General features: G+C 40.9%; 25 protein-coding genes and 1 riboswitch. Of the genes, 3 read left to right on the top strand and 22 right to left on the bottom strand.

The window, feature by feature from the left end; translation table 11 throughout:
• Window positions 1-9: 9 nt before the first annotated feature.
• The 10 genes from NST39_RS07155 to NST39_RS07110 all read right to left on the bottom strand — a co-directional run bounded on the left by NST39_RS07155 (window position 10) and on the right by NST39_RS07110 (window position 11,566).
• Entirely contained in the window at window positions 10-882 is an 873-nt protein-coding gene (locus NST39_RS07155; RefSeq protein WP_341027656.1) for an NAD(P)-dependent oxidoreductase, read from the bottom strand.
• A 13-nt stretch (window positions 883-895) separates the two neighbouring features.
• Window positions 896-1,681 carry an SDR family oxidoreductase gene (locus tag NST39_RS07150; RefSeq protein ID WP_341027654.1) on the bottom strand — a complete coding sequence of 262 codons (786 nt, stop codon included), beginning with the start codon at window positions 1,679-1,681 and terminating at the stop codon, window positions 896-898.
• 74 nt (window positions 1,682-1,755) lie between these two features.
• On the bottom strand, window positions 1,756-3,717 hold the full coding sequence (locus NST39_RS07145; protein ID WP_341027653.1) for a methyl-accepting chemotaxis protein: 1,962 nt from the start codon (window positions 3,715-3,717) through the stop codon (window positions 1,756-1,758).
• Window positions 3,718-3,835: 118 nt separating this feature from the next.
• Window positions 3,836-4,864 (bottom strand): spore photoproduct lyase, encoded by a 1,029-nt coding sequence (splB, locus tag NST39_RS07140; protein WP_044139804.1) that lies wholly within the window; start codon window positions 4,862-4,864, stop codon window positions 3,836-3,838.
• 82 nt (window positions 4,865-4,946) lie between these two features.
• A complete protein-coding gene (locus tag NST39_RS07135) occupies window positions 4,947-5,189 on the bottom strand; it encodes a transcriptional regulator SplA domain-containing protein (protein ID WP_044139803.1) in 243 nt (80 codons plus the stop codon).
• Window positions 5,190-5,286: 97 nt separating this feature from the next.
• Entirely contained in the window at window positions 5,287-7,005 is a 1,719-nt protein-coding gene (gene ptsP / locus NST39_RS07130; protein ID WP_341027650.1) for a phosphoenolpyruvate--protein phosphotransferase, read from the bottom strand.
• The gene (locus tag NST39_RS07125; RefSeq protein WP_003211078.1) at window positions 7,005-7,271 is read right to left on the bottom strand and encodes a phosphocarrier protein HPr; all 267 of its coding nucleotides are present in this window, start codon (window positions 7,269-7,271) and stop codon (window positions 7,005-7,007) included. Before NST39_RS07125 ends, ptsP begins: the two co-directional genes overlap by 1 nt.
• A 93-nt stretch (window positions 7,272-7,364) precedes the next feature.
• Window positions 7,365-9,464 carry a glucose-specific PTS transporter subunit IIBC gene (ptsG, locus tag NST39_RS07120; RefSeq protein WP_106067350.1) on the bottom strand — a complete coding sequence of 700 codons (2,100 nt, stop codon included), beginning with the start codon at window positions 9,462-9,464 and terminating at the stop codon, window positions 7,365-7,367.
• A gap of 202 nt (window positions 9,465-9,666) precedes the next feature.
• Window positions 9,667-10,521, bottom strand: a complete 855-nt coding sequence (glcT, locus tag NST39_RS07115) for a glucose PTS transporter transcription antiterminator GlcT (protein WP_003212366.1) — start codon at window positions 10,519-10,521, stop codon at window positions 9,667-9,669.
• Window positions 10,522-10,576: 55 nt separating this feature from the next.
• Window positions 10,577-11,566: a LacI family DNA-binding transcriptional regulator gene (locus NST39_RS07110; RefSeq protein ID WP_065097166.1), complete on the bottom strand. Its 990-nt coding sequence runs from the start codon at window positions 11,564-11,566 to the stop codon at window positions 10,577-10,579.
• Between the two features lie 93 nt (window positions 11,567-11,659).
• Here NST39_RS07110 and NST39_RS07105 point away from each other — a divergent pair, with 93 nt between their 5' ends.
• Complete coding sequence (locus NST39_RS07105) at window positions 11,660-11,803, top strand: hypothetical protein (RefSeq protein ID WP_003211556.1); 144 nt, start codon at window positions 11,660-11,662, stop codon at window positions 11,801-11,803.
• Window positions 11,804-11,856: 53 nt separating this feature from the next.
• Here NST39_RS07105 and NST39_RS07100 read toward each other — a convergent pair whose 3' ends face one another.
• The 6 genes from NST39_RS07100 to NST39_RS07075 all read right to left on the bottom strand — a co-directional run bounded on the left by NST39_RS07100 (window position 11,857) and on the right by NST39_RS07075 (window position 18,397).
• On the bottom strand, window positions 11,857-12,951 hold the full coding sequence (locus tag NST39_RS07100) for a M24 family metallopeptidase (RefSeq protein ID WP_319610496.1): 1,095 nt from the start codon (window positions 12,949-12,951) through the stop codon (window positions 11,857-11,859).
• Between the two features lie 104 nt (window positions 12,952-13,055).
• Complete coding sequence (locus NST39_RS07095) at window positions 13,056-14,975, bottom strand: heavy metal translocating P-type ATPase (protein ID WP_341027646.1); 1,920 nt, start codon at window positions 14,973-14,975, stop codon at window positions 13,056-13,058.
• Window positions 14,976-15,268: 293 nt separating this feature from the next.
• Window positions 15,269-15,757: an endospore biogenesis thiol-disulfide oxidoreductase StoA gene (stoA, locus tag NST39_RS07090; RefSeq protein WP_044139797.1), complete on the bottom strand. Its 489-nt coding sequence runs from the start codon at window positions 15,755-15,757 to the stop codon at window positions 15,269-15,271.
• Window positions 15,758-15,811: 54 nt separating this feature from the next.
• A complete protein-coding gene (locus NST39_RS07085; RefSeq protein ID WP_044139796.1) occupies window positions 15,812-17,128 on the bottom strand; it encodes a polysaccharide biosynthesis protein in 1,317 nt (438 codons plus the stop codon).
• 113 nt (window positions 17,129-17,241) lie between these two features.
• Window positions 17,242-17,895, bottom strand: a complete 654-nt coding sequence (locus NST39_RS07080) for a cell wall hydrolase (protein ID WP_044139795.1) — start codon at window positions 17,893-17,895, stop codon at window positions 17,242-17,244.
• A gap of 307 nt (window positions 17,896-18,202) precedes the next feature.
• On the bottom strand, window positions 18,203-18,397 hold the full coding sequence (locus tag NST39_RS07075) for a hypothetical protein (protein WP_044139794.1): 195 nt from the start codon (window positions 18,395-18,397) through the stop codon (window positions 18,203-18,205).
• A 167-nt stretch (window positions 18,398-18,564) separates the two neighbouring features.
• Between NST39_RS07075 and NST39_RS07070 the strand changes: the two genes are divergently transcribed.
• Entirely contained in the window at window positions 18,565-18,753 is a 189-nt protein-coding gene (locus NST39_RS07070) for a YkvS family protein (RefSeq protein ID WP_003211747.1), read from the top strand.
• Window positions 18,754-18,873: 120 nt separating this feature from the next.
• Here the strand turns inward: NST39_RS07070 and NST39_RS07065 are convergent, their stop codons facing one another.
• The 6 genes from NST39_RS07065 to NST39_RS07040 form a co-directional block, all read right to left on the bottom strand.
• A complete protein-coding gene (locus NST39_RS07065) occupies window positions 18,874-19,092 on the bottom strand; it encodes a hypothetical protein (RefSeq protein WP_044139792.1) in 219 nt (72 codons plus the stop codon).
• Window positions 19,093-19,560: 468 nt separating this feature from the next.
• A complete protein-coding gene (gene queF, locus NST39_RS07060) occupies window positions 19,561-20,058 on the bottom strand; it encodes a preQ(1) synthase (protein ID WP_003211403.1) in 498 nt (165 codons plus the stop codon).
• 15 nt (window positions 20,059-20,073) lie between these two features.
• Window positions 20,074-20,805, bottom strand: coding sequence for a 7-carboxy-7-deazaguanine synthase QueE (gene queE, locus NST39_RS07055; protein ID WP_278178830.1), 732 nt, complete (start codon window positions 20,803-20,805; stop codon window positions 20,074-20,076).
• A complete protein-coding gene (gene queD / locus NST39_RS07050; protein WP_044139790.1) occupies window positions 20,798-21,238 on the bottom strand; it encodes a 6-carboxytetrahydropterin synthase QueD in 441 nt (146 codons plus the stop codon). The genes queE and queD overlap by 8 nt, the downstream gene beginning before the upstream one ends.
• Window positions 21,239-21,895, bottom strand: a complete 657-nt coding sequence (gene queC / locus NST39_RS07045; protein ID WP_065097160.1) for a 7-cyano-7-deazaguanine synthase QueC — start codon at window positions 21,893-21,895, stop codon at window positions 21,239-21,241.
• Window positions 21,896-22,054: 159 nt separating this feature from the next.
• A riboswitch (PreQ1 riboswitch) is annotated at window positions 22,055-22,099 on the bottom strand.
• Between the two features lie 71 nt (window positions 22,100-22,170).
• Window positions 22,171-23,214: a YkvI family membrane protein gene (locus tag NST39_RS07040; RefSeq protein WP_341027636.1), complete on the bottom strand. Its 1,044-nt coding sequence runs from the start codon at window positions 23,212-23,214 to the stop codon at window positions 22,171-22,173.
• Window positions 23,215-23,457: 243 nt separating this feature from the next.
• On the opposite strand from NST39_RS07040, the gene NST39_RS07035 reads away from it, so the two are divergent.
• Window positions 23,458-25,566, top strand: coding sequence for an ATP-dependent Clp protease ATP-binding subunit (locus tag NST39_RS07035; protein ID WP_065097158.1), 2,109 nt, complete (start codon window positions 23,458-23,460; stop codon window positions 25,564-25,566).
• The last annotated feature ends 12 nt before the right edge of the window (window positions 25,567-25,578 follow it).

Below are 25,578 nucleotides of genomic sequence, written 5' to 3'. Positions count from 1 at the left end.
ACAGATTTTTTATTTCACCCATAATTTATATATACTTTGGGTGCCGCTGTTTTCTTCTCCCTGCTCACTCAGCTTTTCATAAAGTGACTTTGCAAGTGAGAGTCCTGGCATTTCTTCTCCCATCAGCTCTGCTTCTTCAAGTGCAATGCCCATATCTTTAATAAAATGCTTCACGTAGAACCCTGGCTCGAAATCACCTTTCAGCATTCTTGGTGCAAGGTTTGACAAGGACCAGCTTCCTGCCGCGCCCGTTGTGATGCTTTTGAGCACGTGCTCTGGATCAAGTCCTGATTTTTCGGCATAGGCCATAGCCTCTGCGACACCTACCATGCCTGCTGCAATCGCAATTTGGTTACACATTTTGGTATGCTGGCCGCTTCCTGCAGGTCCTTGATAATGAATGTTTTCGCCCATTTTCTCAAATAAGGGCAAACACGCTTCATAGGCTGATTTTTCTCCGCCAATCATGATCGCAAGCGTTGCATTTTTTGCGCCTACGTCTCCGCCAGAAACTGGTGCATCTAATGCAAACAGCCCTTTTTCTTTCGCTTTTACTTCAATTTCTTTTGCCAGCTGAGGCTTCGATGTCGTCATATCTATCAGATAAGTACCAGGCGCAGCATATGCCACAAGCCCCTCTTCACCTAAATAGATTTCTTCTACATCTGATGGATATCCTACCATTGTGATGACAGCATCTGCATGTTGTGCAATTTCCTTCACTTCCGGCTTCCATGATGCGCCTTTTTGAATGAGTGCATCTGCTTTCGCTTTTGTTCTTGTATAAACGAGAACTTCATAACCTGCATCCATTAAATGTTCTGCCATACTGCGTCCCATTACACCAATTCCAATAAAACCAACTGTTTTGATTTGTGTCATCTCTTGTTCCTCCTTAAAGAGACTTTGTCAATCCACCATCAATGATAAGTGTTTGACCTGTCATATATGTACTTGCTTCAGATAAAAGAAAAGCTGCATATGCTGCAAATTCCTCTGGCTGTCCATAACGGCCAAGCGGAATCGTACGTTCAGCCTGTGCTTTGATCTCTTCAACCGTTTGGTGCTCTGCCTGCGCGCGGTGCTTATCTAGCTGTTTGACGCGCTCTGTTTCAATTTTCCCTGGGGCTAACGTATTAATCAAAATACCATCCTTTGCAAGCTCCTGAGCGGCTGTTTTTGTCCAGCCGGCAATAGCCGGTCTAAAAGTATTTGACAGCATTAAGCCTGGGATCGGTTCTTTTACTGACATAGACGCAATGTTTAACACGCGTGCACCGTGTTTTTTCAAATAAGGCAAGGCCGCTTTTAATAATCGAATATAGCTGAGTAAATGAAGCTGAAATGATTCCATCCAGTCTTCATCTGTTAAGGTTTCAAGCGTCCCTGTTTTAGGCCCGCCTGTATTGTTCACAAGAATGTCTACACACTTCTCATCACCAGCTGCCGCTTGAACTAGCGCCTTGATTTGCTGCGCGTCAGACACATCACATACTTGATAAGTCAGCTTTCCTTTTACAAGTGGAGATAATTCTTTCACCGTTTCTTTCAGCGTGTGCTCATGCCTTCCTGAAAGCATCACATCTGCTCCCTCTTTCGCTAGAGCAAAGGCAATCGCTTTTCCGATACCTTGACTGCTTGCAGCGACCAATGCTTTTTTTCCAGATAAATTGACATTCATGTCAACACCTCCTCTGCTTTATTTTATCATACAAAAAGAACCTTGCTCACGTCGCAAGGTTCCTTTCCGCTTCTTTACAGCTTAAACCGATCTACTGCCTGACGTAATGCATTGCTTGATTCGTTCAGCATTTCAGTCGAGGTTTTCGTTCTTTCTAAAACTTGGACTTGTTCATCTGTAGACGCATGCACTTCCTCAGCTGAAGCCGCCGATTCTTCTGAAATTGCAGCAATGCTTTGAATGGAGTCACTCATCTTCTGCTGTTCTTCTGTCATTTCATTGATCTGTGTATGAATGTTGTCGATTGTACCGACAAGTGCCTGCATTTCCATTGTGATGCTGCTCAGTGCCTCACCTGTTGCATTAATGGCGTCACCTTGTTCCTCATTCATCTTGCTTGCTGCTGTCATCGCTTCAGCCGCCTTCTTCGATTCATCTTGAATGAGTTTGACGGTTTCACTAATGTGTTTGGTTGATTGCGCAGATTGTTCAGCAAGCTTTCTGACTTCTTCTGCAACAACAGCAAATCCTCGTCCGCTTTCTCCAGCTCTCGCTGCTTCAATGCTTGCATTCAGTGCAAGTAAATTCGTTTGATCCGAGATTTGAGAGATGGCTGTCACCACGTTTTCGATATTTTTCGTTTTATGCTCAAGGTCTAGCAGCATTTGCTCTACCTTTTTCGATTCTTCGCTCGCTTGTGTTGATTTTTGAACGAGCACACCAAGTGCATCAAGCCCTTTATAGCTTGCATCTTCAGATGATTTTGAGTTGGTTTGCATTTGCGTGGCAAGCTCACCCATATGGCGCACTTTCTCATACAGTTGCTCTGATTTCTCATTAATTGTTTCTGCATCTGATGCCTGTTTAGACGCGCCTGTTGCCACCTCTTGAATGGCGGTCGCAATCTGTTCGCTCGACAGCAAGGTTTCATTTGAAATTTGTGTGACTTCATCCGTTGATGTCACTACTTGGTCTGAAGCCCCTTTCACTTTTTCAATTAACTCTCTGATTCCCTCGGTCATTTGGTTAAAGCTCTTTGTGAGGATACCAATCTCATCTTGAGATTTCGTTTCAAGTGAATTGGTTAAATCACCTTCAGATACTTTACGCACATGCTCGATCAGACGCTTGATTGGCGTTGTAATGCTTTTTGCTAATAAGAAACTGAGAATGATCGCAAGAATAATGGCAATCACTGAAATAATGATGCTCGTCTGATTCATTTGTTCTGTGATCCAAAGCAGTTTCTTTTTCTCAAAGCTGACACCTATTGTCCAGTCTGCCTCTTTGATTTTAGAAATGACCGTCAGTTCTTTATTATCATCAATACCGGAATTGTCGATCGCTTTTTTTACAGAAGCAACTTTTGATATGTTTTTTCCTTGCTCAGTTGGATGTGCCAAAATCGTTCCTTTGCCATCAACTAAGAAAGCAGTTCCCATATAAGGGATCTTTTGTTCCTTAATATATGATTGAATGGAAGACAGCTTCAAATCAAGTCCTGCGACGCCAACAACTTTTCCATTTCGCACAATTGCCTTGGTGGCTGAGACAACCATTTCATTCGTTGCTTTATCAATGTACGGATCTGTCCAGATGACTTCATCAGGCTTTTCAGCAGAATTAATAAACCAATCTCTCTTTGTTGGATCATATCCCTCGCCAAAATCAGATTCTGGGAAGGCAAACATTTTGCCGTCACTTGTTCCTATATAGGCAAGTGAGATCAGTTCATCCTGCTCCTGCAAGCCTTTTAGTTCATCGTTTTCAAAAGTTAATGTTTGTTTTGTTTGCTTTTGGGCAAAATCTTTTGTCAGTGTACTTGTTGCCAGTCTGTTTATTGTATCCCCGTAATTATCAAGCTTTTGAGCAATAATATCTCTCATGCTTTCTGCTGTTGCTGCTGTAGTTGTTTTTGCATCCCGTTCAATGAGTGGTGTCAATACTATGTTGGAACCCACTTGAACTGCCACAACGGTTAAAATTAAAATAACTGAGATAAAAACAGCTATTCTCACTTGAAGTTTCTTAAACATCTCCTCACACCCCTATATCCTACTTTCATACCTTGTTGTATATATCGGCATAATTGATACCGTATTCAATAGTTGTAAGAAAATTTAAATAGAAAAAAACAAGCCACAAAGGCTTGCTTTAAGTAAAATATTCAATTTTTGCAGACGGAAAGTACTGATCAATATATGATTCTAACGTCTGTCTTAGTTCTTGTTCCTCATCTTTTTGGTAGATATATTTCCCAATTCCATACCTACCCCACTTGTAACGTCTTTTTTCTTCATCTAATTCTAATTTTGATTTCGGATAGTTTTTTTGGATCACACGCTTCGCTGGTTTTGTAAAACGATGCTGGATCATTTCAAAGGTGATATCGTGCCTCACATCTTCAGGAAGAGCTGCATCGAGCTTTTCAAAAAGAACTTTATATCCTTCCTGCCAGCCTTCATGAATGTAGATTGGGGCAATAATAAAACCAAGAGGATAACCTGCTTTCGCAACCTTGACAGCCGCTTCAATTCGCTGATCTAACGGTGATGTACCGGGTTCGAAATATTTAATGACATAATCCGCATTGATGCTAAAGCGGAATCTTGTCCGGCCATTATGCTTTGCATCAAGTAAATGATCGACATGATGAAATTTTGTCACAAAGCGAAGCTTACCAAGATCAGTCTGGCCGAAGTATTCAATTGCTGTCTTTAGTGTATGTGTCAAATGGTCAATTCCTACAATATCTGACGTACAAGAAGCTTCGAATCTCGTGATATCCGGTGCACGCTCGTTCATGTACTGCTCCGCCTGATCTAATATTTCTTCAACATTCACATATGTTCGAATGTATGGCTTACTTCCCATCGTCGTTTGCAGGTAGCAATAATGGCAATGCCCCATACAGCCTGTTGCAAATGGGATCGCATACTCCGCAGATGGTTTAGACGTATCAAACTTCAACGTTTTCCTCACACCAATGACAAGCGTTGATTTCGCATTACGATACTTTTGCAAGTCATTTTTACCCGGAATATTTCTTACTTGGTTATGTGAAGTCGTTTCTCTTATTTCAATACCCATCCCCTCGAACTTTTCCTTCAGCTCTCGTCCTAACGGGTACTCTAACGCCCGTGGTTCAATGTACACAAGCTGGGGCACAAAAGGTTTGATCATATTTAGCACATCCTTACCTTATAGGTTTTCATACCGTTACTTTAACCGTGCAGGATGGCTTTTATCCTTTCTAAAATCTCCCTTATTCAAATAAATCTTGATAAAGAGCTTCTGCTTCTTCATATGTCGGAAAGACCGCATCATCTGGAGCTAAAGGATGGTACGTTTCAAGTAAAAATAGGGCAAGCTCCTCTTCGTTGTATGGATGTGAAACGATTTCTGCTTCTTTGATTTGTGCTACGTTTGCTGCATGTGGATTTCGATAAATCACATATACTTGATCACCCGGTTTATAGTCTGAGAAAGGCAATCTGGACACCTCCATTTTTCTTATAGAATGCCCTTCTCTCTGACGGATATGACCCAATATGATAAAATTCGACAAAAAAACCAGACAGGGTTACTGTCTGGTTTGAATTCACTTAGTGATGTTGAAACGTTTTCTTCACGAAATCAACCACTTCTTCTGTCGTGCTAAGTGATAAAATATGCTCTTTAAATGATGCAGCTTCTTCCTTAGAAAGCTTGCTTAGCTGAGTTCTTGCTGGAAGAATAGATGTTGCACTCATTGAGAATTCATCTAATCCTAATCCAAGAAGAAGAGGAATTGCGATTTCATCTCCTGCCATCTCTCCGCACATGCCAACCCATTTACCTTCTTTATGCGCTGCTTCAATAACAAGCGTAATCAGACGTAAAATCGCTGGATTGTAAGGCTGGTAAAGATAAGACACTCGTTCGTTCATTCGATCAGCAGCCATTGTGTATTGAATCAAGTCATTTGTTCCAATACTGAAGAAATCCACTTCTTTTGCAAATTGGTCTGCAATGACAGCTGTTGATGGAATTTCTACCATTATACCGATTTCAATGGAATCGGATACGTCTGTACCAGCGGCAACCAATGCTTCTTTTTCTTCAAGTAAAATGGCTTTTGCTTCTCTAAATTCTGATAACGTCGCGATCATAGGGAACATGATTTTCAAGTTTCCATATGTACTTGCACGAAGTAAGGCGCGTAGTTGTGTTCTGAAAATCTCCTGTTCTTCGAGGCAAAGGCGGATCGCTCTAAAGCCAAGAAACGGGTTCATTTCTTTTGGAAGCTGCAAGTAAGGGAGTTCTTTATCGCCACCAATATCTAGTGTGCGGACAACCACTGCTTTGCCTTCCATTTTCTCTAAAACAGTTTTATACGCATCGAACTGCTCTTCTTCTGTAGGAAGCTGATCTCTGCCCATGTATAAAAATTCTGTACGGTACAATCCGACTGCTTCGCCGCCATTTTCAAGCACACCTTTTACATCTTCAGGTGTTCCGATATTTGCAGCTAGCTCTACGTGAACGCCGTCTTTTGTGACCGTTGGCTGGTCAACCAGTTTCGCCCATTCCACTTTTTTAGCTAAATAGTCTTCATGCTTTTTTTGATACGCTTTCACTTCATCTTCAGAAGGCTGAATGATGACGTCTCCGCTAATACCATCAACAATGATCAGATCATTGTTTTTCACCGTTTTTGTTGCTTCTTTTGTTCCAACAACAGCTGGAATCTCCATTGATCTTGCCATAATCGCTGAGTGAGAAGTACGACCGCCGATATCTGTCGCAAATCCTTTGACGAATTGTCTGTTCAGCTGAGCAGTATCAGAAGGAGTTAAATCTTCAGCAATGATGACCACTTCTTCAGAAATCATGCTTGGATTCGGAATGTCAACGCCTAGCAAATGTCCAGTTACACGTTTTGTTACGTCGCGAATATCCGCTGCGCGTTCCTTCATGTATTCATTGTCCATTGCTTCGAACATCGTAACAAACATTGTCGCTGTTTCTTTTAAAGCAAATTCAGCATTTACTTTATCAGAGTTGATTTTATCCTTTACTGGGTTTAGCAGCTCTGGATCACTTAACACAAGAAGGTGTGCAGAAAAGATATCTGCTTTGTCTTGGCCAAGCTCTTTTAGCGCATGTTCTTTAATTGCTTCAAGTTCTTGTTTAGAAACATGAATTGCTTCTTCAAAACGCTTCACTTCTGTCTCTGGATCGTTGATGTCTTTTTGGTGAACTGTTAAATCTGGTTCTTCCAGACGATATGCTTTTGCAATCGCAACGCCTGCTGAAGCACCGATTCCTTTCAGTTGTTGCATTACTCGCCTAGGCCTTCACTTTTCATTGTGTCTTTAAGCGCAGCAAGTGCATCATTTTCATCAGAACCAGAAGCAGAGATAGTGATTGTAGCACCTTTCGCAATTCCTAGAGACATTACACCCATAATAGATTTCAGGTTCACTGTTTTACCATTATATTCTAAGTTGATATCAGCATCATATTTACTAGCAGTTTGTACAAGTACTGTTGCAGGACGTGCGTGAATTCCAGAATCTGCAGTTACTTTGAATGTTTGTTGAGCCATTTTTATCAATCTCCTTTTTATACAATTAATACATCCACAATATTATATCATACTGCCGAGCTTGTCATCTAACAAGAACGGCAGTTATGAAAATTATTTTGAAATTTTCATGATGTTTTCTTGACCAGCTTTGATTTCACCGGATTCTTGAAGGTCAATAAATTGTCCTTCACTTAAGTTGGTAAATACAATTGGTGTCATCAAAGATGGTACTTCAGACTTAATTTTATCAATATCAACCTCTAAGAGTTTTTGACCGATTTCTACTTGATCTCCCTCTTGTACAAATGCTTCAAATCCTTCTCCTTTGAGGCTGACCGTATCAATACCGAAGTGGATCAAAATTTCAAGTCCACCATCAGATTGCAGGCCAATTGCGTGTTTCGTTGGGAATACATTTAAGATCTTCCCTTTCACCGGTGAAACCACCGTTCCATCTGTTGGCAAGATGGCGAAACCGTCACCCATCATTTTCCCTGAGAATACTTGATCTGGTACATCTGTAATCGGATGAAGCTCCCCTGTAATTGGTGAAGCAAAGATTTCTTCACCTAGTTCGTTTTGAAGCGGTTTTGCAATGACTTCTTCGACCTGCTGGCTGACTTCTTCTTTTGCAGAAGGGTCTTTCGCTGGACGAGGCGTGCGGCCTGCAATGATGTCCTGCATTTGTGTTTTTAAATTATCAGAGCGAGGACCGAAGATGGCCTGGATGTTGTTCCCTACTTCGAGAACTCCTGAAGCACCAAGCTTTTTCAAGCGGTCCTTGTCCACTTTCTTCTGATCGTTAACAGTGACACGTAAACGCGTAATACAAGCATCAAGGTGTTTAATGTTTTCTTGGTCACCCATTGCTTCAAGAATTTCATAAGGTAAGTCATTACCCTTTTCAGACTTAGCACTATCTGCACCGTCAGCTGCTTCATCCTCACGGCCTGGCGTTTTCAGATTAAATTTGCGAATGGCGAATCTAAATCCGAAGTAATAAATAGCAGCAAGTGCGAGACCAACTGGAATCACAAGCCACCAAGCGGTTCTGTTTGGCAAGATACCGAATAAGAAGAAATCGATTAATCCTCCTGAGAAGGTCATACCGATTTTCACGTTTAGAATATCCATTATCATAAAGGATAATCCAGCAAATACACAGTGGATGGCAAATAACACTGGTGCAACAAACAAGAATGAGAATTCAAGCGGTTCAGTAATCCCTGTTAGGAAAGAAGTCAGGGCTGCTGATCCCATAATTCCTGCGACAAGCTTTTTATTCTTTGGTTTTGCTTCATGGTAAATCGCAAGTGCTGCTGCTGGCAGACCAAACATCATGAACGGATATTTCCCTGTCATGAATGTACCAGCTGTCAGCTGAACACCATCTTTGATTTGAGCCATGAAGATACGTTGATCACCACGGATAATATCTCCTGATAAGCTCTTATAGCTAAAGAACTCATACCAGAATGGCGCGTAGAATATGTGGTGCAGACCAAACGGAATTAATGAGCGTTCAATGACACCGAATACAAAGGCAGCAAGCGGCTCATTCGCTGCGAGCAGTCCTGTTGAGAACGAGTTCAGTGCACCTTGGATTGGCGGCCAAATGACTAGCATCAAAAGCCCTAAAATAAGTGCTGAAATAGATGTAACAATTGGAACAAAACGCTTACCAGCAAAGAAGCCAAGATATTGCGGGAGCTCAATTTTGTAAAATTTATTAAACATATAAGCTGCTAATACCCCGACAATAATCCCGCCAAAAACTCCGGTAGACAAGGTCGGTATGCCGAGCATATTAACATATGCTGGATGGCTTTCCTTAAAGAACTTAGCCAATTTGATTGAATCGGATGGAATGGATCCGTTGGCCATTAATACGGCACTCATCGTTACGTTCATGACAAGATAACCGATAATTGCGGCAATCCCTGCCACACCGTCTCCATTAGCAAGACCGATGGCAACCCCTACAGCAAATAAGAGCGGAAGATTCGAGAAGACAATGTTCCCCGCATTTTCCATGACGCTTGCAACAAGCTGAATTGTATCATTGCTTAAAAATTGAGCCACATCGATCAGCTGCGGATTTTGCATCGCATTCCCAAGTGCTAGTAAAATACCAGCAGCAGGAAGGATCGCAACTGGAAGCATAAGTGCTCGTCCAATTTTTTGCAACACACCAAAAAGTGATTTAAACACTAGTTGAACCTCCTTTTATTTTCCCTTACAACATACATGTGGGACGCTCCCTGACATACATTTCATAGTTAACCGTTTACATTTCACTTTCAAACACAAAAAAAGGCATGGTGATATAAGGTTGCGCAAATAACAGGATCTTATCCTGTATTTACCTTAAGTCACTCATGCCTGATCGAATCAGTTACACGTTTCAAGGAAACTATGAAATTTTATTTGTCAATCTGTACAGATGAAGGGTCAGGTAGACAGCCTCTGCATCTTGTACAGGCTTTTTCAATGCGTGTTGTAATATTTTGATCATTTTCCAAGCAGTATTGTAGCATAAAGGATATTCATTTTTCAATAGATGAAGCAATTTTTCTGGCTCCTCTAAAGATTCTTCCCGTTTAATACGCTCAATCGAAAACGTAATATGGCGCAATAAGCGTAAATAATGAATACTTTCTCTGTCTACTTTCATATGAAATGAATCTTCTATGACTTGGACCATTTGCGTGATGAGCTGCGAATGACGGTTCACCTCAGATAATGGCCGATTCGTTAAAGCTGAGTGAATGTGGAGCGCAATAAAGCCAATCTCTCCTTCTGGCAGCTTTGTTTCGACATCAGGACGCTCGTTAATTAGCTCAACGACTTCCTTTGCGACCTCGTATTCTTTCGGATACAGCGACTTCGTCTCAAGCATAAAGGGATTGGTGATATCATATCCTTGCTGCACCCGCTTAAAACTAAAGGCAATATGGTCAGTCAGGGCAATATGAATATGCTCATTCAAACGGTGTCCCATTTTTTCTCGTATATGATAAATGACGTCATTGGCAAGCTCGATCATGTTCTCATCAATGTGGTGAAGCAGTTGTTTATATTCTGTTTGTTCCTTTGTATTTTTAAGGACAAACATTTTTTCAAATGTATCTTGATCGAGAACATCACCCGATTTTTTCCCGAAGCCGATTCCTTTCCCAATCAGAACTACTTCGCCCAAAGAAGGGTGTCTTGCAATGATGACATTATTATTTAACGCTTTATCAACGGTGAAGGATTCCATGAACATCCCCACCTCCTTCTTATTCAATCCCTCTTATCGTACAAAACAGATGAAACGTGCGTCAACGATTGTTTTTGAAAACGGTGGTTGATCGCTCGATCAGGCGAAATGGCAGCATTCTTTTCTCTGGCACCTCTCCCTTTATGGCCCGATCGAACAAATCAAACGCTTCCTGACCCATTCGTTTCAGCGGAATATCAATGCTGGAAATCCCCAAAGCCTCACTTAATTGGTTATATTGAAAGCTCAGTATGGCTGGAAATTCTCCTACTTTTATGTCATGACGCTGCGCCTCTAATAAAAAGCCTGCAGAGACATCGTCATTTGTCATGAATAATGCCGTAGGGCGATTTTTCATTTCCTTCCATTCTGCAAACAATCGTTTCCCATCAAGAAGTGATAGCTTCCCTTCGATGATCCACTCTTCATCAATGGCCTGCCCGAGTGATTTCATCATGTCTTGATAAGCCTGAAGGCGCGACTCGCTATTCGCTCCTTCTGTTCTGGCGAGAACAATCGCAATTCGTTGATGGCCGCATGCTGCCAAATGATGCAGGCCTTCCTTAAATGCTTGATCATGCGCAATTGACACTGTTGAGCATGTATCATGCGGCGTGGGATGACAAAATATAATCGGCCCAGATTCCTGCCACTTTAGAAGGTGCCCATCACTTAACGCATTTGAACAAAATATTAAACCATCCACACGGCGTTCTTTTAAACTCATTAACGCTTCTTTTTCTTTTAATGGATCATACCCCGTTTGAAATAAAGCAAAATGCATACCGCGCGCCTGTGCTTTTTCTGCAATACCTGTGACAAGTCCGCTGAAATAAGAGTGTTCAATCGTCGGAAGAACGATGCCAAGCATATTTGAATAGCCCTTTGCTAAATGGACAGCTTGAATGTTTCTCGTATATTTAAGCTCTTTCATCGCATGTAGAACACGTTCTCGTTTTTCCTCTTTGACATAAGGATGATCATTCAACACACGTGAGACAGTTGTCACAGATACGCCCGCTCTTTTCGCAATCTCCCTTATGTTTGCCATTTTTTCTCCTACTTTCTCTTGCTATGGTAAGCGTTTCATACTTTAAGATGTATGTGAGCTGAACAAATCACTGGATGGAAAGGGGAATTCAAGATGGGTTTCATCATATGGATTATATTATGTATGACTGTTTTGTTTTCTGCTCGTTTTGCACTACATCCTTTAGGAAAAGAACATAAAATCAAACCGTTTGAATCAATTGATGATTTTTTTGTTGATAAGGATCGAAAAGAGTGACAAAAAATCACGATGACACTTCCAAGACATGGACGTTCATCGTGATTTTTTTATTACTTGATGATCGTCAGCTCTTTCGGATAATTGGTTAAAGTGATTGGACCGTCTGCTGTGATCAATACATCATCTTCAATTCTGACGCCGCCGACTCCTGGGACGTAGACCCCCGGTTCGATCGTATACACCATGCCTTCTTGGAGAAGATCATCATTTGCCTGGCTCATCGAAGGAAACTCATGAACAGACACCCCTAGACCATGTCCAAGGCGGTGAGGGAAATAGTCTCCATATCCAGCATCTGTGATCAGCCCGCGTGCTTTTAAGTCCAGGTCTCCAATTCTCACACCCGGCTTACTCATTTCAAGTGCTGCCATTTCTGCGTTTAGAACGGTTTGATAGATGTCCTTTTGCTGATCAGAAGCTTCCTGATAGATGAATGTTCTTGTAATGTCTGAGCAGTACCCATCAACAATGACTCCAAGGTCAAATAACACAAAGTCGCCTTTTTTTAAGGCTGCCTGTCCTGGATTTCCGTGAGGCTCTCCTGATTTTTCGCCAAAGAGAACCATCGTCGAAAAGGACATGCCTTGAATGCCTTTTTTCTTTAGCTCATATTCAATGACAGCGAGCACTTCTGTTTCCGTGACTCCTTCTTTTAAGGCGTTCACCCCAATTTTTACCCCTTCATCTGCCAATTGAGCTGCTTTTTTCAGTGTAGCAATTTCAGATTCATCTTTAATCAGCCTTAGCTGATTGAGCTCTTCTTCTGCCCGGACAAAAGTTTCTGCCCCAGTGGCAGCTTGAAGCTGTTCTGCTCTTTGAAGCGGAATCGACTCTTTTTCAATTGCAAGTCGAGTTGCTCTTACACCGCGTTTTTCTACTTCTGACTGAATGAAATCAAATGGATTCTCATGGTCTTCATAACCAATGATATCGCCTGACCATCCAGCATTTTTCGCCTGTTCGACTTCCATTTTAGGCAAAATAAAAAATGGATCTGCCTCTTGAAACACAAACAGCCCCATTACTCTTTCATGCGGCTCTGTGAAGTATCCAGATAGATAAAACACATTTTCCTTTGTATGTATAAATGCACCTTGAATGTCTTTTTCCTTTAGCCAAGAAGACAAGCTCTTCATTCGGTTCATCGTGATCCTCCTCACACGTTTTACTACTGATCTATTGTATCAGTTTTTGCTTTATTTCGCACAAAAGCGCACTGGCAGAAGCCAAGTGCGCTATGATGATTTGCTTAAGATGCACGAAGCAGACGCAATCCATTTAAAATGACCAAAATCGTACTTCCTTCATGCCCGATGACGCCAAAAGGCAAATCAAGCACTTGTAAGAAATTCGCACAAATTAACAAACAAATCACCGTTAATGAGAAAATAATATTTTGCTTAATAACTCGATTCATCTTTCTTGAAAGACGGATCATCTTTGTTAAGTTATTTAAATTGTTTTTCATTAAGATCAAATCTGCTGTTTCTAAGGCTACGTCTGTGCCTCCGCCCATCGCAACCCCGACATCTGCTGTGGCGAGTGCCGGTGCATCATTGATTCCGTCGCCTACCATGATGATCGAGTTCCCTTGTTTTTTAAATTGATTGACCTCATGGACCTTTTCATCTGGCAGACACTCAGCAACAACCGTTTGGATGCCGGCTTCCTGCGCAATGGCTTCAGCCGTTTTTTGCTGATCTCCTGTCAGCATGACAGTTTGGATGCCTAAATCATTCAGCTCTTGAATCATTTTCTTCGCTTCAGGTCTAATTTGATCCTTAAGGCCAAGGCATCCAACGACTTCTTGTTCCTTCTGAACATACACCACTGTATATCCTTTTTCAGAAAGATGCTCACCTGCCTCTTCAATCTCGCGGTCCATTGAAGCCTTGCCAGCAAAGTCTTTCTTCCCAATCCGCCACGTTTCTCCATTCAATTGTGCCTTTACACCAAAACCAGAGGTTTCTTCAATGGTGACATGAGCTGATCTTTCTATTTGTTGCTCTTGTGCCATATCAGAGATCGCTTTCGCTAATGGATGGTTTGATTGACTTTCAATTTGATAAAGCGCCTGATAAAAGGCCGCTTCCTCTTGTCCTTTAGCGATCACCACCTGCTCCACAGCTGGCTTTCCGCTTGTAATCGTCCCCGTTTTGTCAAAAGCAATCATGCTGCTTGTGCCTAGCTTTTCTAAAAAGACGCTCCCTTTGACGAGCATTCCGTTTCTTGCGCCGTTTGAGATCAGTGACAAAGCAGCTGGCATAATGGATGCAACAAGCGCACAAGGTGATGCAACAACCATAAACACCATGGCCCGGTAGAAGGTTTCACTCATACTCCAGCCTAGTACAAAATGAGGCAGAACCATTAAAATCGCAACGGTGATCAGTACACCTTTTACATACACACCTTCGAATTTTTCAATAAAAGCCTGGCTTGGTGACACACTTTCTTGAGCCGATTCGACAAGTTTAATAATTTTATGGAAAAGCGTTTCTTCATTATGTTTTGTCACTTCTACTGTTAAGGAACCATTTAAGTTCACTGTTCCCGCAAACACATCTTCGCCTTGCCCTTTTTCCTGGGGCACAGACTCTCCCGTAAGCGCAGATTCATCCACACTTGTTCTGCCGCTTAGAATCACACCATCTGCTGCAATACGTTCCCCAGCTTTGATCATGATACGGTCACCTGGTGTTAATGATGAAGCAGCGACTTGAATGGTCGTGCCATCTTCTTCAATGAAAGTCGCTTCATCTGGTGCGATGCTCATTAAAGCTGTTAAATCCTTCTTGCTTTTATTTGAAGTATACGTTTCAAGCGCACCACTAAGTGAGAAAATAAAAATTAAGATCGCGCCCTCTGCCCAATATCCAATGATTGCTGAGCCTATAGCTGCGAAAATCATTAAAAGTTCAACATTCAAGCTTTTAGACGAAATGGTTTCTTCAATTCCTTCCTTCGCCTTTGCAAAACCTCCAATAATAAACGCAAGGATAAATAAAGGAATACTCCACATGCTCTCATCCTTTAACATCCATCCAACCAAAATGAGAATCCCCGAGATACCTGCTGCTATTAATTCTCCGTGCTGTGCCCATTGATGAAGGGACCATTTCGATTTCTTTTGATTTGTTGTTTGATAAAGTGCTGTATTCTCATTCATGATTGTTTTCTCCTCTCTAATTGATAATGATTTTCACATCATCAATTGTTGCCCGTTTCCTTTTTTCATCTATATTTTCTGCTATTTCAAGCTTTTTATAGGTCTGTTATTCATTATAACAGGTTCTGACCGATTTTCAATTAATAATTATTATAATTTCTTTTTGATAATAATTATCATTATTGATGTAGACCATTTCATCTCTTCTGAGCACAGTTTATTCAGATAAAAAGCAATTGAACACAAAAAAGAACCAAAGGAATGATCCTTGGTTCTTGAAATAATGTTTCGTTCTAAAAATCCGTCCACTCCTTGATTTGTTTTTTCGTCAGTGGACCTACATGATTTTTCACAATTTCCCCTTTTTCATTTATCAAAAAGCTGGTTGGAATGGTGATGATTTGGTATTTCTTCATCATTTCCCCTCGCTCATCTAGTATGACCGGGAATGTAAACTTTCTGTCTTTCACAAATTGGGCAACCGCATGTTTACTTTGTTCTGCCCCTAGTAAATTCACCGTTAAGATATCAACATCACTCTGATTTTCTTTCACGATCTGGTCAAATACGGGCAGCTCCATTTTGCAGGACGGGCACCATGTTGTCCAAAAATGCAAAATGGTCTTTTTTCCTTTCGCCGGAATCATCTGCGTTTCACCAGTTAATGCAGGAGCCTCTATCTTTGGCGCCATAACGGGCTCTTTCGCTTCAGCCTCGCTGCCTATGAGTAATAGAAGCAAGGTCATTATAAGAAGACTGGCGGGTAGATATTTACGATTCATCAGGATCTTCCTTCCCAGTTTTCTTATAGCTTGCCCGCTCGACGAAGAGGACATTCATGCTTTTTTCACTCTAAGAAACATGGAAACGCCGAGCTCCTTACAAATCGTCGCATAATGCAGTGCAGTCAACAGAAGCATGCCCGTATTCATCCCTAATATGACCCCCATCATATTCAAGCTTTCAATTGATCCGAGAAAATACACCATTGAAAACGAGACGACATGCACCCATATATTATGTAGGAACACATCTTTAATGAGCCCCATACCGATTAAGCACGCTTGAAATGGCATCACAAACAGGTGGCATAAAAAGTACGGCCAAAGCAGCTGTAAGTAGACAGCAGCTTGCGGTGAATCAAAAAAGAGCTGCGTGAGCGGATAAGCAAAATAATACATCACCATCACTGCCGGCACCCCGTACCCAAATGTAATGAGAATCGCCTGCCTGACACGTTTTTTCACAAGGTCATACTGACGTAAAGCATAGGCTTCAGATACACTCGGAATCATCACAATCATGATGGAATGAGCGATAAACGCAGGGAAAAAACCGATCGACATCGCGACACCAGCCAGCATGCCGTAATGATCAACAGCAAGTGTGCCAGAGATGCCTGCTGCAATAAGGGCTCCTTTGATTAAAAATGGTTCTATGGCATTTGCGATCGCATGAAAAATCCGCATGCCCGTTGTCGGAATGGAGACAGCTAATAGGCGCTTTCTCACGTCAATTCCTCTTAATTCAACAGACCTGACATTGACAGCATTTTTCGCCATGACGTATTGGGAGTATAAATAAATAAAGACGACGAGATCACTCGCGACAATGACACCGATGGCAATGAGTACCGCTGTTTCAATATCAAACGAATACCAATGGAAGAACAAAAACAAGCAGATGAGCTGGATCGTTTTCTTCAGCATATTGGCAAGAGCGATCCTGCCCATTTGCTGCTTTCCCATAAAATAGCCGCGTGCGATCGAGGTAAACGCAATAATTGGAATAAGAGACAGCACAAGCCCTTTCATGAGCGGATGATACGACTGAAACACTGGAATGAACGGCAGGACAATCGCAGCGATCCCCGTTGTTGTACATGTCACCACAAGCGTCATTTTAAACGCATGACGGAGCATACTTTTATGGAGCCGCTCATGCGATTCTGCAATGAATTTAGAAATGGAGACTGGCAGCTCTAAGCTGGCAATCACAAGGACAAGCATAATGATTGGAAGGATACTCATATATAGACCCATTCCATGTTCTCCAAGCTCTCTCGCTAAAATCATATTGACTAAAAACTCGATACACTCCGCAATGAAAGCTGCGACAGATAGCAGAATGACCCCTTTTACAAATCGATTCATGTAGCCTCCCCTTTATCTAAAGCAAATTCTTTTCACATTCTATGAGACAAGTCCTGAAAATATTTTGATAAATGAAGACAAAAAAGAAGCGATCCATCAAATCGCTTCTTTCTTTATACGGCAAATACGTGACGACCGATACGTTCTACAATTTTGCGAGAACGAATCCAGTTATCTGTTGCCGTTTTGGGATTATAAAAATAAATGGCCTTTGTTGTTCTGTCATGTTCTTTCACTACTTGCTTCACAGCTTTAACAGAATCTTGATCTGCTTTATCATGAATACTTCCATTCGATACTGGCTGGAAAGCATTTCGCTGATAAATAACACCTTTGACACTGTCAGGAAAAGAGCGATGCTCCACCCTGTTTAAGACGACGCTTGCCACAGCTTTTTTACCTGCGTAAGATTCACCTTTCGCTTCAGCATGTACCAATCGTGAGAGCAGCTCCATTTCCTCATTAGAATAGCGTTTGGCGCTTTCCTCATTCGTCGTTTCTGATTTTACTCTTTTCTTTTGCTTCGTTTTTGAAGACTTTTTTTCTGTAGACGTACTTAGCATTTTGACTTTCGGCTGACGCTTCTCCTCTGAAAATGCTGGGATGACTTGATCGTGATCATCTTGATCTATATATGAAAGCTCATGCTTAACAGGTGCTTGTGAAAGTTCGTGACTTAGTGTGCCTTGCTGCTCTTGTATGTTGTCCATCTTCATGGCTGCGATTAGCATAAGGATGACAAAAAGAGCGGTATGAATTTTCATCATTCGCCTCATTCCTCCTTTAATTTAAGTAGGCGGTAAGATACTTGTCCACTCTAACAAGAGCTCCTTTTATTTTCACGCACAAAGATTTGCATGCTTGTCCAAATTCCGTCATTAAATGGCATGTCCTAGTTGAATTACGCATCAACTGGAATTGTTAGCGCTTAAAAAGGCCCCTTTTCCGCCTATAATCATCCTTATGCTCCTGATTATGGGTTATTACATTTTCTTTTCAGATGTATCAAGCTCGTTTGAAGTGTGACAAAAGAACTAAAATAAAAAAGCTTTCTCTCATTCATGAGAAAAAGCTTTAGCTTCTTGCTTCTGTAAGATATTCAAAAATAACATCTCCACCATGTTTCGCAATCCCGCGAAAATACTTAAAATCATCTTGATTCACTAAGATCGAACGAAACGTTAAAAAATCATCTTTCTGAATGGTCACTTGCTTTTCTGTCCCATTTCGTAACGATTCAAGTATTGTGAGGATTTGTTCTTCCGTCAAATAAACCGCTCCTTTACAGCCATCATCAAATATTAAATATACCATCCGTTAGGAAAGCATACAACGAAAACAAAACAAAAACGTCTTTATCCTTTACATTGGTATGAAAATATTGCAAAATACTTTTTAATAGGGAATGAAATCTGTTTTTAAAGGAGAGGGATCGGTTGAAGATTGCAAAAATTGGAAATGTGATCGAATTTAGAAATGGTTTAACAGGTGTAGTTGAAAAAGTGAATGAAAACTCTGTCATTGTCGATGTCACCATTATGGACAACTATAGAGATTTAGAACTGGATTCACTAACAGTCGTTAATCATAAAAACTATAAAATCATCAAAGACTCCGTACATTAATTTGCAATCCTCAATTCAGACTATCGATACATACGTAAATACAAAGCAAAGCTGCTTTCTGACAGTTTAGCTCTCTTTGACAATCACATATGAAAAAGACTGACACCATATGAAGAAGTGTCAGTCTTTTTGCGTATGAAAGGTCTGCATTTCCGCTTTCGTTTTGTACATGTCCACTTCCTCGGGGGTGATAACGCCTTTATCAATCAAAAGTGCAATCACTCCAAGCAATGTGGAGGCACTCCATTTATATCGTTCTTTGTTTTGATGTTCGAGCATTTGAAGCTCTTCTTTTAGCTCCATCAGCAGCTTCTCTGTCTTTTCTTCTTTGTTTGCCAACTCAAACGCCTCCGTTATTCGTTCATTTCCTCTATTTTATCTCAAAGCAAATAAGATAAGCAAAAAACACAATTTATCTTTACAAACATACGTTCTGTCATGTATAATAAATTTACGAGCTGGTAGCCCCCAGCCGTCCTAGCAAGTTCTATTCCCATTTGTATGAGGAGAGCGACATGACTCTTCTCTTTTTTTATCACTTCAGTCTAATTCATCTCATTCAAACCCATAAAAAAAGACATGTCATTAGGCATGTCTTTCAGATTGTTGACAAAGGGCTAAAATGATCTTTATTTTAGCCCTTTGTCTTCTTTTCAGCGTGATTGAAAACCTTTGTAGTCTAGGAAGGCCAGCTACTTTTGCGGAGCGAATTTGCAATTCGTGAGCACCAGCGCACAGGACTGACAAAGAATGCGAGGGTTTGTCTACACGCTGAAAGACATGTCATTAGGCATGTCTTTTCCTTTATTAGCGATTATCAATCGTTTCAGGATACATATCATGATTCATCATGCGATATGAAGCCATTTCTTCATATTTGGTACCAGGTTTTCCGTAGTTCGTGTACGGGTCAATTGAAATACCGCCTCTTGGTGTAAATTTGCCCCATACTTCAATGTATCTTGGGTCCATCAATTCAATGAGATCATTCATAATAATATTCATACAATCCTCATGGAAATCACCATGGTTACGGAAGCTGAACAAATACAATTTTAATGATTTACTTTCAACCATGATTTCATTTGGGATATAGCTGATATAAACTGTCGCAAAATCCGGCTGACCTGTTTGCGGACAAAGTGACGTAAATTCTGGGCAGTTAAATTTCACAAAATAATCTCTATTTGTATGTTTATTCGGAAATGTTTCAAGCACTTGCGGTGCATAATCAAACAAATAATTGGTTCCTTGATTTCCTAGTAAAGTGACACCTTCTAATTCTTCTGGTTTTCTTGTCGTCATGTCGTCTCTTCCTTTCTATACGCCTCGTTTATTTCCCCACAATAATGTGTGCAGCTGCGGCAGCACTCTTACGCGATTTAAGTCTGGATCTTGCGCTACTTGATCAACAAGCGCTTCATATTTCTTTAATAAATGCGTCAATAAGTACGCATCATCACCTGTCGTTGTGTCATCATTTCCTACCTGCAAATAAAAAGGAAGCTCTGGATATTTCGCATGAACATCCTTTGCATAGGCTAGATCATGATCGTCAAAAATCACGACCTTCAGGCTTGCATGCTGTAATCTATTTTCGTTTTTCAGCTCATCTATAATACATGTGAGTTTCGTAAAATCTGTTTTCATATTAGAGCTTGGCGGCTTCGGAGAAATGGTTAAATCATCAATTTTCAAAAACCAGTCCTGATACATCGTCCCTTGTGTTTCAAGCGCTGTATCAATTCCTTCTTCGTGAAGCAAATCAATAAGTGATTCCATTTGTTTTAAAAGCGCAGGGTTTCCCCCTGAAATGGTGACATGGGAAAAAGCCTGTCCACCTATTCTTTTTAATTCTTTGACAATGTCTTCAGCGTGAAGCCACTGAATGTCATGCTTTGCTGAGCCATCCCATGTAAAGGAGGAATCACACCAGCTGCATGAGTAGTCACAGCCAGCTGTTCTGACAAACATGGTTTTTTGTCCAATGACCATCCCTTCTCCTTGAATGGTCGGACCAAAAATTTCTAATACAGGAATCGCTTTAGCCATTGTGTTCAACTCGTTTCGGACGGTAAATGCAGTAGCTTGTCGGTGTCTCCCTAACAAAGACCTGAACACATACTGGTTTATTTGCTAAAGTCGATAAATATGCTGCGACTTTGTCATGGACTGTCTTTGCCACAACCTCTGTAGTAGGCATCGCGTATGGATCAGTTGATGAGAATTCCTCATGATCATTGAGCAGCGTGTGATCATACTGTCCATGAATAAGTTTTTTCAGTGTACTAAAATTGACAAGGAAGCCCGATTCATCTAGGTCGTCCCCAGCAATGGTTATATTGATGGTGTACGTATGACCATGTACACGGCTGCAAGCACCTGCATCTTCTCTTGGAATGAAATGAGCAGCCGATATATGCATATCTTTGTTCAATTCAAATGAGTATGGATGATTCGCTTGTGGATAGATTTGAGAAAGCATTTATTTTGCCTCCTTCATTTCCATATAAGTGTCATAGCCATTTTTCCGAAGCTTACACGCAGGACATTCCCCGCAGCCATCAGAAATGATGCCATTATAGCAAGTGAGCGTTTCATTTTTCACAAAATCTAATGCACTCAGCTCGTCCGCCAGCTTCCATGTTTCTGCTTTATTGAGCCACATGAGTGGTGTATGGATGACAAATGGTTTTTCCATCGCTAAATTCACTGTGACATTACAAGACTTTACAAACTCGTCACGGCAATCTGGATAGCCGCTAAAGTCTGTTTCACATACACCTGTGATAATATGTCTTGCACCGATTTGATACGCAAGAATAGAAGCGAAGGATAAGAACACTAAGTTTCTTCCTGGTACAAATGTGGAAGGCAGCTCTCCTTCTTTTTCCTCAATGTCAATGTCAACTCTTGTTAAAGCATTTGGTGCCAGCTGATTCAAAAGAGACATATCTAATAGATGGTTCTTCACACCTAACTTGTCAGCAATTCTTTTGGCGACATCAATTTCTTCTTGATGACGCTGATTATAATGAAAGGTCACGGTTTCTACCTCTTCGAATTGTTGAAGTGCCCATAACAAACATGTCGTACTATCTTGTCCCCCGCTAAAGACAACAACTGCTTTTTCATTTTTCATTTTCTGTTCTCCTCCTTTTGCAGATCTATACCATCGTACAAAGCTGCATCTGAAAGGCTCATGAAAACCCCTATTTTTCTCAAAAGAAAAGACACCTTTACATGTGTATGAGGTGTCCCAGCCATAAAAAATAAAAAATGCCACATCCAAGGATACGGCAAGTCCTTAGTTTTTTATAGAGGGTTTTGCTAGAACCTCTCCCGTTTACACGGATTTTTGTTCAATTTTCACAGAGGATAGTGTACCACATATTTGTCATGCAGGCTATCCCTTCTTTACTTATCAAGTGATGTAGGCACTTTTTTTAGAAAAAGAAAGAGGATAAAAAAGATGCTCACATATCCAAAAATAGGATAAACCGTTGATATCAATGTACCGTAACCAATTTTACTAATCACATAGCAGCACATGAGAATAAGGGATATCGTCAAGACACTATTCATTCGTATATACGCCCTCACTTGTCTCTCCAGTCCATATAAATTGCCTATGACGGATGTAAAGACTTCGCCGAAGATCACAAATAAATAAATGAGGTGAATGGAATTTGCTACTTGATACACAACCTGAGCCATTGGAATATCAAACGCCTCCAGCATATCTAATGAAGAAAGAGATAAAAAGCATACAAATAAAATAACTGTCAGCATGACGCCCCCAAGCACAGCTCCCTTTTTAATCACCGCTTCAGAGGTCATTTCATTTGCGACGGGCACTAATACCGCTTGAGAAAGTGCCAAATTAAAAGCACCATATGAGATAGCTGATAAAATCCACTCTCCCTCACCCATTTGCAGCGCAAGAACATAACTTTCACTACTGCTAAAAACGAATGAATCAAGAAATACGATCAATGAAAAGAAAATAAGCATTGGGACGACGAGAACATTGACACCAAATAACCCTTTTGATCCTTTCAAAAGCACAATTACGCTCAGAATAATTGTTAAAAAAATGCCATATTCCTTCGATATGCCAAGCTGTTCTTCAAATATAGCACCTGCGCCAGAAATCATCACTGAAGTGACGCCTAATAAAATAAAAAACATGACGACATTAATATACCTGCTTGCAGCTGCGCCAAATAGAAACCGGTTCATATCTTGATAAGACTCCGCTTCAATTCGTTTAGAAATGAGCATCATTTTTGCCCCAAGTCCAGTAAAAATAGCGCCGCTAATCAAGATTCCGAATAATCCAATCCAGCCAAAACGAACAAAAAACTCTACGATTTCTTTTCCTGTCGCAAACCCAGCTCCAACCACTGTTCCTACATATACAAAGGCAAGCTGAAAAGCGGATTCATTTGAACGTTTCATGTGACCCCTCCGCACCCATCACTTTCGATTGTCTTTTTTTATCCTATGAGACAAGTTCCTTGAAAAGAAGGACAAACCATGATTAAATGCAAAAAAGGATTTTCACCTGCCTTTGAGCAAAACAGTTGAAAGTCAAAATAGGTCAGAGTATACTATAGTCAAAGATGGTCAAACAACAGACCATTTTCTTTAAATTCATTGGTCAAATAAAGTCAAACTTTTATCATAAGGAGGTCATGGCAAATGCGTTGTCAACATTGTCAAGTAAATGAAGCAACAATTCGCCTGAATATGCAAGTGAATTCATCCCGGAGCCAAATGGTTTTATGTGAAGACTGCTACACCTCTTTGATGGAGCAATCAAAAATGAAAATGGGACCTCAATTGTTCGGAGGAAGCTCATTCTTCTCTGGGCAAGAGCAAGCAGGACATACGCAAAACGTAGAGCAGCCAAAGCAAAAAGGCTTACTCGATGAACTTGGCCGCAATTTAACAGATGGCGCAAATGCTGGTTTAATTGATCCAGTCATCGGCCGTGATGAAGAAGTCGCAAGAGTCATTGAGATTTTAAATAGAAGAAATAAAAACAATCCTGTCCTCATTGGTGAACCAGGTGTTGGGAAAACAGCGATCGCTGAAGGACTTGCACTGAAAATTGCAAGTGGCGATGTACCAAATAAATTAAAGAACAAACAAATCTATTTATTAGATGTCTCCTCCCTTGTAGCGAATACAGGGATACGTGGTCAATTTGAGGAAAGAATGAAGCAGTTAATTAAAGAACTACAAAGCCGTAAAAATATTATCTTATTTGTAGATGAAATCCATCTTCTTGTAGGCGCAGGCTCTGCTGAAGGGTCAATGGATGCTGGCAACATTTTAAAACCAGCTCTTGCACGAGGCGAGCTCCAGCTAGTAGGTGCGACGACATTAAAAGAATATCGTCAAATTGAAAAAGATGCCGCACTTGAACGACGCTTTCAGCCCGTCATTGTAGATGAGCCAACACAAGCTGAAGCGATCGAGATTTTAAAAGGCATTCAAGATAAGTACGAAAGCTATCATGGCGTCACCTATTCAGCGGAAGCCATTCAAGCGTGTGTTCAATTATCTTCCCGGTATATTCAAGACCGTCATTTGCCGGATAAAGCCATTGATTTAATGGATGAAGCAGGTTCAAAAGCGAACCTCTCCATTGATGCAGCAAGTGAAGATGAACTAACGAATCGTCTGACAGAAATCGCTGCTGAAAAACATGCTGCTTTAAAAGAAGAACAATATGAAAAAGCGGCGAAGCTTCGAGATGAAGAAGAAGCCATTGAAGCAAGACTTCAAAACAAAACAAATGACAAAGAACATGTCGTCACAGCAGAAGACATTCAAGCCATTGTGGAACAAAAAACAGGCATCCCTGTCGGCAAACTGCAAGCAGACGAACAAACCAAAATGAAAGAAATTGACGTCCGCTTAAAAGCACGAGTGATCGGCCAGGAACATGCGGTTGAAAAGGTAGCGAAAGCTGTGAAAAGAAGCAGAGCCGGCTTAAAATCGAAACATAGACCAACTGGCTCCTTCCTTTTCGTTGGACCAACAGGTGTCGGGAAAACCGAATTGTCGAAAACGCTAGCTGAAGAATTATTTGGTTCAAGAGATGCGATCATCCGTTTAGATATGAGTGAGTACATGGAGAAACACTCAGTATCTAAGCTCATCGGTTCTCCTCCTGGTTACGTTGGGCATGATGAAGCAGGCCAGCTGACAGAAAAAGTGCGCAGAAAACCATACAGCATCATTTTGCTGGATGAAATCGAAAAAGCACATCCTGATGTGCAGCATATGTTCCTTCAAATCATGGAAGATGGCCGGTTAACAGACAGCCAAGGCAGAACCGTCAGCTTTAAAGATACAGTCATCATCATGACAAGTAACGCAGGCAGCACAGATAAAACGGTCAAAGTCGGCTTCCAGTCTGATCAGGAAGAAGCGATTGAAGAACAATCACTCATTGATTCACTCAGCGCCTATTTCAAACCAGAATTTTTGAACCGTTTTGACAGCATCATTCAGTTTGACTCATTAGATCGAGATGATTTAGTGAAGATTGTGGATCTTCTGCTCAATGAGCTGTCAGAACAATTAAAAGAGCAGAATTTGACAGTCCATGTGACAAAAGAAGCGAAAGAAAAAATTGCAGAACTTGGATATCATCCTGCATTTGGTGCTCGTCCACTGCGAAGAACCATTCAAGAGCACGTTGAAGATCAAATGACGGAAATATTGCTTGAAGAAGAAAAGTTTTCAGGATTTACTGTAGATGTTGAAGATAACGAAATTGTCGTAAAAAAAGGATAGTTACATCTTAAG

The organism is Bacillus sp. FSL W8-0645 (assembly GCF_038007905.1).
GTDB classification, from domain to species: domain Bacteria; phylum Bacillota; class Bacilli; order Bacillales; family Bacillaceae; genus Bacillus; species Bacillus pumilus.
The sequence above is the reverse complement of the archived record's forward strand: the minus strand, read 5'-3'. Positions and strand labels throughout refer to the sequence as shown.

Coding starts and splice junctions, on each gene's coding strand:
- NST39_RS07155 (WP_341027656.1), bottom strand. CDS start 882: ATGACACAAATCAAAACAGTTGGTTTTATTGGAATTGGTGTAATGGGA.
- NST39_RS07150 (WP_341027654.1), bottom strand. CDS start 1,681: ATGAATGTCAATTTATCTGGAAAAAAAGCATTGGTCGCTGCAAGCAGT.
- NST39_RS07145 (WP_341027653.1), bottom strand. CDS start 3,717: ATGTTTAAGAAACTTCAAGTGAGAATAGCTGTTTTTATCTCAGTTATT.
- splB (WP_044139804.1), bottom strand. CDS start 4,864: ATGATCAAACCTTTTGTGCCCCAGCTTGTGTACATTGAACCACGGGCG.
- NST39_RS07135 (WP_044139803.1), bottom strand. CDS start 5,189: ATGGAGGTGTCCAGATTGCCTTTCTCAGACTATAAACCGGGTGATCAA.
- ptsP (WP_341027650.1), bottom strand. CDS start 7,005: ATGCAACAACTGAAAGGAATCGGTGCTTCAGCAGGCGTTGCGATTGCA.
- NST39_RS07125 (WP_003211078.1), bottom strand. CDS start 7,271: ATGGCTCAACAAACATTCAAAGTAACTGCAGATTCTGGAATTCACGCA.
- glcT (WP_003212366.1), bottom strand. CDS start 10,521: ATGTTCATGGAATCCTTCACCGTTGATAAAGCGTTAAATAATAATGTC.
- NST39_RS07110 (WP_065097166.1), bottom strand. CDS start 11,566: ATGGCAAACATAAGGGAGATTGCGAAAAGAGCGGGCGTATCTGTGACA.
- NST39_RS07105 (WP_003211556.1), top strand. CDS start 11,660: ATGGGTTTCATCATATGGATTATATTATGTATGACTGTTTTGTTTTCT.
- NST39_RS07100 (WP_319610496.1), bottom strand. CDS start 12,951: ATGAACCGAATGAAGAGCTTGTCTTCTTGGCTAAAGGAAAAAGACATT.
- NST39_RS07095 (WP_341027646.1), bottom strand. CDS start 14,975: ATGAATGAGAATACAGCACTTTATCAAACAACAAATCAAAAGAAATCG.
- stoA (WP_044139797.1), bottom strand. CDS start 15,757: ATGAATCGTAAATATCTACCCGCCAGTCTTCTTATAATGACCTTGCTT.
- NST39_RS07085 (WP_044139796.1), bottom strand. CDS start 17,128: ATGAATCGATTTGTAAAAGGGGTCATTCTGCTATCTGTCGCAGCTTTC.
- NST39_RS07080 (WP_044139795.1), bottom strand. CDS start 17,895: ATGATGAAAATTCATACCGCTCTTTTTGTCATCCTTATGCTAATCGCA.
- queF (WP_003211403.1), bottom strand. CDS start 20,058: ATGACGACAAGAAAACCAGAAGAATTAGAAGGTGTCACTTTACTAGGA.
- queE (WP_278178830.1), bottom strand. CDS start 20,805: ATGGCTAAAGCGATTCCTGTATTAGAAATTTTTGGTCCGACCATTCAA.
- queD (WP_044139790.1), bottom strand. CDS start 21,238: ATGCTTTCTCAAATCTATCCACAAGCGAATCATCCATACTCATTTGAA.
- queC (WP_065097160.1), bottom strand. CDS start 21,895: ATGAAAAATGAAAAAGCAGTTGTTGTCTTTAGCGGGGGACAAGATAGT.
- NST39_RS07040 (WP_341027636.1), bottom strand. CDS start 23,214: ATGAAACGTTCAAATGAATCCGCTTTTCAGCTTGCCTTTGTATATGTA.
- NST39_RS07035 (WP_065097158.1), top strand. CDS start 23,458: ATGCGTTGTCAACATTGTCAAGTAAATGAAGCAACAATTCGCCTGAAT.